The following is an 8,192-nucleotide window of genomic DNA, read 5'->3' on the forward strand; positions in this document are numbered from 1 at the left end:
TCGATGCCGTGACCATAGGCATTGGCCTTGACGACGGCCCAGACCCGCGCATCGGGCGCGGCAGCGCGCGCGCGGGCAAGGTTGTGGGCAAGCGCTGCGGTGTGAATGGTGGCAAGAATGGGACGTGGCATGGCGCAGTAAATTGTTTTCCGGGAGCGTGGCAGGCTGGCGGGCCCGTCGGGACGAAAGGCCTCTGGATGAGGTCTTTTGCATTCTGACACCGCCCCCCATGCTATAAACCGGAATCGTCTGGAGACATTCACCCTTATCTTGCCGCATCAGATCCGCTGATGCATTGATGCAGTGACCACAACAGTTTAATGAAGCGCGGTTTCTACACCATCATGGCGGCCCAGTTTTTCAGCTCGCTGGCTGATAACGCGCTGTTTGTGGCCGCCGTGGAGCTGCTGAAAACCAGCGGCGCGCCCAAATGGCAACCGGCGGCGCTGGTACCCATGTTTGCGCTCTTTTACGTGGTGTTAGCGCCTTTTGTGGGGGCTTTTGCCGATGCCCGCCCCAAAGGCAACGTCATGTTTGTCAGCAATGCCATCAAGGTCATCGGCTGCCTGATGATGCTGTTTGGCTCCCATCCGCTGCTGGCCTATGCCATCGTCGGGCTCGGGGCGGCGGCTTACTCCCCCGCAAAATACGGCATCCTCACCGAACTCCTGCCGGCTTCGCAGCTGGTCAAGGCCAACGGCTGGATTGAAGGCTTGACGATTTCCTCCATCATCCTCGGCGTTTTGCTGGGCGGCCAGCTCGTGGGCCATTCAGTGTCGTCGCTATTGCTTTCGTTTGACTTTCCCATTTTCACTACCGGCATCGACACCGCCCCTGAAGCCGCGATTTCCGTGCTGATCCTGCTCTACATCATCGCGGCCTGGTTCAACACACGCATCCCCGACACCGGCGTGGAGATGCGGCCCATGCCGCGCAACAAGCTCGAGCTACTGCCCGATTTCTGGAACTGCAACTCAGCCTTGTGGCGCGACAAGCTGGGTCAGATTTCCCTGGCGACCACCACCCTGTTTTGGGGCGTGTCGGGTAATTTGCGCTACATCGTGCTGGCCTGGAGCGCGGCCGCCCTGGGCTACAGCACGACGCAGGCCTCGTCCCTGGTCGGTGTGGTCGCCATCGGAACCGCCGTCGGTGCCGTGCTGGCCTCCATGCGCATGCGGCTGGACCAGGCCACCAGCGTGATGCCACTAGGTATTGCCATGGGCCTTCTGGTCATCTTGATGAACTTCATCGGCAATGTCTGGGTGGCCGCACCTTTCCTGATCCTGCTGGGTGGCCTGGGCGGCTTCCTGGTCGTGCCCATGAACGCGCTGCTGCAGCACCGCGGCCACAACCTCATGGGCGCGGGCCGCTCGATCGCCGTGCAGAACTTCAACGAACAGGCCTGCATTTTGAGCCTGGGGGCTTTCTACAGCCTCTCCACCGGCATGRGCCTGTCGGCCTTCGGCGCCATCACAGCCTTTGGCGTAGTGGTGGCAGGCTTCATGTGGGTGATCCAGCGCTGGCACAAGCGCAACACCGTCAAATACAAAGAGCAGGTGGACCACCTGCTGAGCATCGCCCGCAGCGATAAATCGCACTGATGCTGGCCGATGCTCCCGGTGCTCCCGTACGCGGCGGCACGTCAAAAGCCGTTCTCGCGCTCACGCTGAATGCGTTCGTCTGGGGCGTTTCGTGGTGGCCGCTGCGCCAGCTGCAAGGCCATGGCCTGCACCCGCTGTGGACCACGGCGCTGGTTTACGCGGTCGTGGTGACCGGTTTGCTTACGCTGCGCCCCACCGCCTGGCGTGGTTTTGTTGCGCATCCCCAGCTGTGGTTCCTGGCGGCGGCTTCGGGCCTCACCAATGTCGGATTCAACTGGGCTGTGACAGTGGGTGACGTGGTGCGTGTGGTGCTGCTGTTTTATCTGATGCCGGCCTGGTCGGTGCTGGTGGCCTGGGTCATGCTGGGCGAAAAGCCCTCGGCCGCCTCGCTGCTGCGCCTCTTGCTGGCCATGACGGGCGTGCTGATCGTGCTCAAGTCGCCCGACTCGCCGTGGCCCATCCCCCAAGGCGGCGCCGACTGGCTGGCCATCATGGGCGGCTTCAGTTTTGCCGTGACCAACGCCGTGCTGCGCAAGTACAACCACACCCCCAGCGAATCACGCATGCTGGCCATGTTTGGGGGTAGCGGCCTGATGGCGGCCGGCGCCGCGCTGCTCGGCATGTCGCAGCTGCTGGTGCCTGCGCCGGCACTGGCTGCAGCGGGCATTCCGGTAGTGTTGGCGCTCAGCCTGGCCTTCATGGCCAGCAATGCGGGTCTGCAGTATGGCGCGGCGCGGCTGGCTGCAGGCACAACCGCCATCGTGATGCTGACTGAAATCCTGTTTGCCAGCCTGTCGTCGGCCGCGCTGGGCGCGGCCGAACTTACGCCGCGTGTGCTGCTGGGCGGCAGCCTGATCGTGCTGGCCGCGGTGCTGGCGGCCATCGCACCATCGGCGACACCCCAAACCGCGCCCGGCGGTGCAGAATCGCACTGAAATAAGAGCCCCCACGCTTTTCGCTAGCGCGTAATGCGCTGCCCCTTGCACAAGAAGAGGGGGGCTAATTTCCCTTGGGGCGGCCCGGCGGGAAATTGCATCATGTTTCAATGGCAGTTCACACAGGAGACAACCATGAGCGCAGCAAAAACGGTTTACGACTTCCAGGCCAAAGACATCACAGGCAAAGACGTCGCACTCGATGCTTTCAGGGGCAAGGTCATGCTCATCGTCAATACCGCCAGCAAATGCGGCTTCACGCCGCAGTTCGCCGGGCTGGAAGAGCTGTACAAACAATATGCCGGCAAAGGCCTGGCGGTCCTGGGTTTTCCCAGCAACCAGTTTCTCTCGCAAGACCCCGGTAGTGACGACCAGATCGCCGAGTTCTGCCAGGTCAACTACGGCGTGAGTTTCCCCATGATGTCCAAGATCGACGTCAACGGCCCCGCCGCCCACCCGCTGTACCAGTGGCTGTCGGCCGAGGCGCCCGGCCTGCTGGGCATCAAGTCCATCAAATGGAACTTCACCAAGTTCCTGGTCGGCAAGGACGGGAAAGTCATACGGCGTTATGCGCCCAGCGACAAGCCAGCAGACCTGGCCAAGGACATCGAGGCTGCGCTAGCGGCCTGAGCCGCCAGCGCCCCACGTCAAGGGGGTTTGGGGCCGGCTTTGACGGCCCGCAAATAATCCGCCAGCGTACGGCCGGCCTCATGGCCCATGCGCTCGTCCAGCACGTTGATCGCGGCCATGCGGTCCACGCGAAAGTTGCGGAAGTCCTGCCGTGCTTCGCACCAGGCGCCCAGCGTCCAGACGCTGCCCCAGTAAAAACAGCCCAGCGGCCAGAGCACGCGCCGGCTTTCACGCCCGGCCGCATCAAGGTAGCGCACATCCACCTTGCAACGCGCATGCACCGCTTCGCGCAAAAGCTGCAGGCTACGCTGCATGGCCTCATCCGGATTGATCACCACCGCATACAGCGGCACGCCTTCGGCCGCTGTGCGCGCCGCGGGCGGCAGCACCGAAAAAATCTTGCCCCAGGCGGCCTCCGCATCACCCGCCATAGCCGGGTCCAGCCAGGCCTGCGCCAGGCGCACTGACGCGGCCAGCGCATTGGCTTCCTTTTGCGTGAACATCAAGGGCGGCAAATCAAACCCCGCGCCCAGCCGGTAACCGACGCCGGCCTCGCCTTCGATGGGCACACCCTGGTGCTGCAGGTCGGCCACATCGCGGTAAATCGTGCGCTCGGAAACTTCGAGCCGCTTGGCGAGGAACTCCGCCGTGCTCAGGCGGCGGCCGCGAATCAGCTGGACGAGATGGAAAAGGCGGTCGGCGCGGCGCATGGTTTGCAGATGATAGGGGAGCGCCCACCCGGCTATAGTGCAAACCGTGATCACCATGCAACTGCTTCTTCAAATTCTCGCTTGCGTCGCAATCGTGGCAACCCTGGTGATCGCGCCCGTCGCATGGTTCCGCATGGTGCGAGCCCAGACGCAGTCGGTCTATTGGAAGAACATGGCGCTCTTTGTGGCGCCTATGCTGTTGACCTTCCTCCTGGCCAAGGCTGCCGGTCTCATACCGGAAGCCTCAGCACCGCCATCCACGATCCCGACGGCTAAGGATGTCCTGGCAAGCATGCCACCCGGTCAATTGATCCTGCTCTCGTTAATAGCGGTGCTCTGGGTCGGCGGCGGAAATTTACTGCTCTATCTGAACCGCAGGCGGCTCGGGAAGAAGTGGTGGCAGGCCCTGAACCCATTCGATCCTCCGTTCAAGGATTTCAACACCGCTGAGTGGCTGGCGCTGGGAGGCCTTGTGGCCGGCTCACTTACTCTTGGCGCGCTTGCTGTTTCGTATGGTCGCGGGGCCTGGTAACTGATCTTCCATGCATAAGCTCGCTTGCCTGATCGCCGCAATGCTGGCGACCCTGTCCGTCCAAGCCCTTGCCGCCGACAGCCAATGCTTCGGCACGGTCAGCAAGGGCCGCATCGAAGGCAGCGTCAAGCTGCCGACCAGCGGCCCCAACTTCTCGGCTTACAGCGCGATGGCCGCCACGGCAGGCCGCACGCATGTGCATGCCAAGGTCGCGGACGTCATCACCGCGTCCTACGCGGCGCTCCACGCCACCAGCCCATCGACCACCTATGTCTATGGCGAAACGGGCTGGCCTTCTGGCGGGCGTTTCCGGCCGCACCGTACGCATCAGAACGGCCTGTCCGTGGACTTCTTTGTGCCGGTCCGCGACGCGCAGGGAAAATCCGTACCGCTGCCGGCGGGGATCGGCAATCGCTTCAGCTACGACATTGAGTTCAATGCCGACGCCCAGTACGGCGAATACACCATCGACTTCCCCGCGATCGCCGAGCATCTGTACCAACTGGACCTGGCCGCGAAAGCGCGCGGCGCCGGCATTGCCCTGGTCATTCTTGATGCGCCGTTTTTGCCCCGGCTGTTCGCCACGCCGCGCGGCGCTTACCTGAAGCAAAACCTGAACTTCACGAAAGGCAAGCCCTGGGTTCGCCATGACGAGCATTACCACGTGGATTTCGCCATCCAGTGCAAAGCCAACACGGGCTAACGCTTGCGGCCGGCGTAATGCCTTGACTATAGTGCCAACATCGGATCGACCTTACAGCCCCATGAAGCTCACCGTCCGCCCCCTCACGCCCGAGCGCTGGCMCGATCTTGAAGCGCTGTTTTTAGCCAAAGGCTGTTCGGTCGCGCGTGGCTGCTGGTGCATGTATTACCGGCGCAGCGGCGCACGCGAGCCACTGCCCGCGGGCACCACCGCCCCCCAGGCCAATCGCGCCGACCTGAAAAAACTCACTCGCGGCGACACCCCGCCCGGCCTGATCGGCTACCGCGGCAAGGTGCCTGTCGGCTGGGTGTCGCTGGGGCCGCGCGAAGACTATGCCAAGCTCAAACGTTCGCCGGTGATGAAGCCGGTCGATGACAAACCCGTCTGGTCGGTCATCTGTTTTGTCGTGCCATCTGAATATCGCGGCCAGGGTGTCGCGCGGGCACTGCTGCATGGGGCCATCGCCTACGCCAAAAAGCAGGGCGCCACGCTGCTCGAGGCCTATCCCGTGGACAAGCCCGGCCGCTCCCATGACGACGCTATGTGGTTCGGCGCCAAGTCCATGTATGACGATGCCGGCTTCAAGGAAGTCGCGCGCCGCAAGCCGCAGCGGCCTGTCGTGCGGCTCAAGCCTGTCTAAGTCCTGTATGGCCTATAGCTACCTTTTCTTCGAACCCGCAAGGTTGCCGCTGACCCCGGATGAACTCAACGACAGCACAGTGCGCCCGCTGGACGATGCTGTCGCGGTGCGGGCCGCGCTCTCGCGCATGCTTCCCGCTATCGCCTGGGATGATGACGAGCAGACCGGCCGCATGCAGGCCGACGAAGGCTGGATCGAATTTCAGTTGCCGGCCTCGGAGGACACCTTGAGCATGCGCTGCTCGCTGCGGGCCGACTATTCGGCCCTGGTGCAAAGTCTGTGCGACCAGTCAGGCTGGCTGGCATTCGACGAGCAGCCCATGTGTTTTCAGCCCGGCCAGCCGCCCATGTCTGCCTAACGATCAGGCGCTGGACACAACCTCCAATATGGTGGAAAATAATTCCACCATGACAGAATCTTCCTCCGACCTGAACCAGCGCATCGCCGAGCGCGTGCGTGAGCTGCGAGCCACCAAAAGCCTGTCGCTTGACGCACTGGCCGCTAAAAGCGGCGTGAGCCGCTCCATGATTTCGCTGATAGAGCGCGGAGAAAGCAGCCCCACCGCCGTGGTGCTGGAGCGGCTGGCCACCGGCCTGGGCGTGATGCTGGCCTCACTGTTCGACGCACCCGCCGCCCGGGCGCCCGCCAGCCCGGTGGCGCGCCACGCGGAGCAACTGCAGTGGCAGGACCCGGCTTCGGGCTACCTKCGGCGCAACATCTCRCCGCCGGGCGTGCCGCAGCCCATGCAGATCGTCGAAGTGCATTTCCCGCCGGGCGGGCGCGTGGCCTTTGAAACCGGCGCGCGCGATGCGCGTGTGCACCAGCAGGTGTGGGTGCTCGAAGGCGCCATCGACATCACGCTGGGCGACGCGCGCCACGCGCTGCGCGAGGGCGACTGCCTGGCCATGCAGCTGGACCGGCCCACCATGTTCCACAACCCCACGCGAAAGCCCGCGCGCTATGCGGTGGTGATCGCCACCGAACGGGCTTGAACTATGACGAACACGACAACCTGGTCGCCGCGGCGCCTGCCCGCCGTCACTGACGAGCAAATTGCCGGACTCACCGATGTGCTGATCGACTGCGTCGAAGGCGACGCTTCGGTGAGTTTTATGCACCCGCTGTCGCGCGAACGCGCCGCGGGCTTCTGGCGCGGTGTGGCGCGGAGCGTGGCCGCGGGCGAACGCGCGTTGCTGGTCGCCGAGGATGCGCGGGGTATCTGCGGCACGGTGCAGCTGGTGCTGGCCCAGCCCGAGAACCAGCCGCACCGCGCCGACCTGGCCAAGATGCTGGTGCACCGCCGCTGCCGGCGCCAGGGCCTGGGTGAGGCCTTGATGTGCGCCGCAGAAAACATGGCGCGCGACTGCGGCAAGACGTTGCTAGTGCTGGACACCGTGACCGGCGATAACGGCGAACGCCTGTACCAGCGCCTGGGCTGGCAGCGCGTGGGCGTGATTCCCGGCTATGCGCTGCTGCCGCGCGGCGGGCTGGTGGGCACGACGGTGTTTTACCGCGAGCTGGCCTAGTCGTTACCTACAGCTCCGGAAATAGCGCCATGGGGCGCGGAGGCGCAGCGGCGGTACCAGTCGCCTCAAAGCCCAGCGCCACAAGGTCCGCATGCACGGCCCGCGCGACCAGGCGCATGTCGTGCTCGCTGACCTCGAACAGGCCGAAGCGAAACTTGTAGCCCCAGTGCTGGCGGTTTTCCACAAACTCGAACTCGTCCAGCCAGGGCAGTATGGACACCTCCCGCCCGGCCACGTAAGCCACGTCGCGGCGAAAGGGCACAAAGCCGCCACCCATGTCGAAGGCATAGGGCTCACCGGCCTGCACCACGCCTATAGAGACAAAGCGCTGGAATTTGTCTTTGCCGCCCATGGTCAGCGCGGGCGAGTAATAGGCCACGCGGTCCCCCGCCAGCACCTTTTTCAGCGGCCCACATTTGCCGTGGCACACCTGCATGTAGCCAGCCCCCGGCGTCCCGCAGCCGCGCCGCGCATGCTCGGCGCTCGCAACGGCAATCCAGTTCTTGCGGCCCATCACGCTCAAGCCGCGGCGTGCAGGCCGACGCGGTTGCCGTCCAGGTCGGTGATGTGCGCAAAAAAACCCAGACCGGGCGGCAGCGCCTGGCGCGGCAAGGCGACCTTGCCGCCGGCCTTGACGGCGCGCGCCAGTGCGGCATCCAGCGAAGGCGAGGCATCGAGATAAATCAAGGTGCCGCCGGACGCCGGAGCAGGCGCTGTGGGGCCGGCCAGGATCGCACCACCCACGCCCTCCTCCGCTTCATAGGGAAACACCGCGCCTTCGGACGGGCCCATGGGCTCGCGGCGCATCTTGCACTCGAGGACCGCTTCGTAAAAGGCCTGGGCTTTGTCGAGTTGGGTGCTGGGAATTTCAAACCAGGTGACGGCGTTTTTCATGGGAGGCTCCTTGTGTTGAAG

13 protein-coding genes are annotated in these 8,192 nt (G+C 64.2%); 9 read left to right on the plus strand and 4 right to left on the minus strand.

All coding sequences use genetic code 11. The features are described from left to right. A partial coding sequence (locus AC1DWI_RS07575) for an alanine racemase (RefSeq protein ID WP_477724619.1) occupies positions 1–131 on the minus strand: 131 nt, incomplete at its 3' end. 189 nt (positions 132–320) lie between these two features. Here AC1DWI_RS07575 and lplT point away from each other — a divergent pair. The 3 genes from lplT (at position 321) to AC1DWI_RS07590 (ending at position 3,166) form a co-directional block, all read left to right on the plus strand. After that, entirely contained in the window at positions 321–1,601 is a 1,281-nt protein-coding gene (gene lplT / locus AC1DWI_RS07580; protein WP_477724617.1) for a lysophospholipid transporter LplT, read from the plus strand. Beyond that, positions 1,601–2,536, plus strand: coding sequence for a DMT family transporter (locus tag AC1DWI_RS07585; protein WP_477670280.1), 936 nt, complete (start codon positions 1,601–1,603; stop codon positions 2,534–2,536). The genes lplT and AC1DWI_RS07585 overlap by 1 nt, the downstream gene beginning before the upstream one ends. Positions 2,537–2,671: 135 nt before the next feature. Then, positions 2,672–3,166, plus strand: coding sequence for a glutathione peroxidase (locus tag AC1DWI_RS07590; protein WP_477670281.1), 495 nt, complete (start codon positions 2,672–2,674; stop codon positions 3,164–3,166). A gap of 17 nt (positions 3,167–3,183) precedes the next feature. Here the strand turns inward: AC1DWI_RS07590 and AC1DWI_RS07595 are convergent, their stop codons facing one another. Continuing rightward, a complete protein-coding gene (locus AC1DWI_RS07595; protein ID WP_477670282.1) occupies positions 3,184–3,876 on the minus strand; it encodes a helix-turn-helix transcriptional regulator in 693 nt (230 codons plus the stop codon). 46 nt (positions 3,877–3,922) lie between these two features. Between AC1DWI_RS07595 and AC1DWI_RS07600 the strand changes: the two genes are divergently transcribed. The 6 genes from AC1DWI_RS07600 to AC1DWI_RS07625 all read left to right on the plus strand — a co-directional run bounded on the left by AC1DWI_RS07600 (position 3,923) and on the right by AC1DWI_RS07625 (position 7,277). Next, positions 3,923–4,408, plus strand: a complete 486-nt coding sequence (locus AC1DWI_RS07600; protein WP_477670283.1) for a hypothetical protein — start codon at positions 3,923–3,925, stop codon at positions 4,406–4,408. A 10-nt stretch (positions 4,409–4,418) separates the two neighbouring features. Continuing rightward, positions 4,419–5,111 carry a penicillin-insensitive murein endopeptidase gene (locus AC1DWI_RS07605; protein WP_477670284.1) on the plus strand — a complete coding sequence of 231 codons (693 nt, stop codon included), beginning with the start codon at positions 4,419–4,421 and terminating at the stop codon, positions 5,109–5,111. A 61-nt stretch (positions 5,112–5,172) separates the two neighbouring features. After that, a complete protein-coding gene (locus AC1DWI_RS07610; protein WP_477724618.1) occupies positions 5,173–5,751 on the plus strand; it encodes a GNAT family N-acetyltransferase in 579 nt (192 codons plus the stop codon). Positions 5,752–5,758: 7 nt separating this feature from the next. Further along, complete coding sequence (locus tag AC1DWI_RS07615; RefSeq protein ID WP_477670286.1) at positions 5,759–6,109, plus strand: hypothetical protein; 351 nt, start codon at positions 5,759–5,761, stop codon at positions 6,107–6,109. Positions 6,110–6,158: 49 nt separating this feature from the next. Beyond that, positions 6,159–6,743: a helix-turn-helix domain-containing protein gene (locus AC1DWI_RS07620; protein WP_477670287.1), complete on the plus strand. Its 585-nt coding sequence runs from the start codon at positions 6,159–6,161 to the stop codon at positions 6,741–6,743. A gap of 3 nt (positions 6,744–6,746) precedes the next feature. Then, complete coding sequence (locus tag AC1DWI_RS07625; RefSeq protein WP_477670288.1) at positions 6,747–7,277, plus strand: N-acetyltransferase family protein; 531 nt, start codon at positions 6,747–6,749, stop codon at positions 7,275–7,277. Between the two features lie 7 nt (positions 7,278–7,284). Here the strand turns inward: AC1DWI_RS07625 and AC1DWI_RS07630 are convergent, their stop codons facing one another. Further along, on the minus strand, positions 7,285–7,791 hold the full coding sequence (locus AC1DWI_RS07630) for an EVE domain-containing protein (RefSeq protein WP_477670289.1): 507 nt from the start codon (positions 7,789–7,791) through the stop codon (positions 7,285–7,287). Between the two features lie 5 nt (positions 7,792–7,796). Continuing rightward, complete coding sequence (locus AC1DWI_RS07635; RefSeq protein WP_477670290.1) at positions 7,797–8,171, minus strand: VOC family protein; 375 nt, start codon at positions 8,169–8,171, stop codon at positions 7,797–7,799. Positions 8,172–8,192 lie beyond the last annotated feature (21 nt).

It is taken from the genome of Polaromonas sp. P3_C2, assembly GCF_056402675.1.

Excerpts from the sequence above, each read along its gene's own strand:
- AC1DWI_RS07585 (WP_477670280.1), top strand. The coding sequence starts at position 1,601 with ATGCTGGCCGATGCTCCCGGTGCTCCCGTACGCGGCGGCACGTCAAAA.
- AC1DWI_RS07590 (WP_477670281.1), top strand. The coding sequence starts at position 2,672 with ATGAGCGCAGCAAAAACGGTTTACGACTTCCAGGCCAAAGACATCACA.
- AC1DWI_RS07595 (WP_477670282.1), bottom strand. The coding sequence starts at position 3,876 with ATGCGCCGCGCCGACCGCCTTTTCCATCTCGTCCAGCTGATTCGCGGC.
- AC1DWI_RS07605 (WP_477670284.1), top strand. The coding sequence starts at position 4,419 with ATGCATAAGCTCGCTTGCCTGATCGCCGCAATGCTGGCGACCCTGTCC.
- AC1DWI_RS07615 (WP_477670286.1), top strand. The coding sequence starts at position 5,759 with ATGGCCTATAGCTACCTTTTCTTCGAACCCGCAAGGTTGCCGCTGACC.
- AC1DWI_RS07625 (WP_477670288.1), top strand. The coding sequence starts at position 6,747 with ATGACGAACACGACAACCTGGTCGCCGCGGCGCCTGCCCGCCGTCACT.
- AC1DWI_RS07630 (WP_477670289.1), bottom strand. The coding sequence starts at position 7,791 with ATGGGCCGCAAGAACTGGATTGCCGTTGCGAGCGCCGAGCATGCGCGG.
- AC1DWI_RS07635 (WP_477670290.1), bottom strand. The coding sequence starts at position 8,171 with ATGAAAAACGCCGTCACCTGGTTTGAAATTCCCAGCACCCAACTCGAC.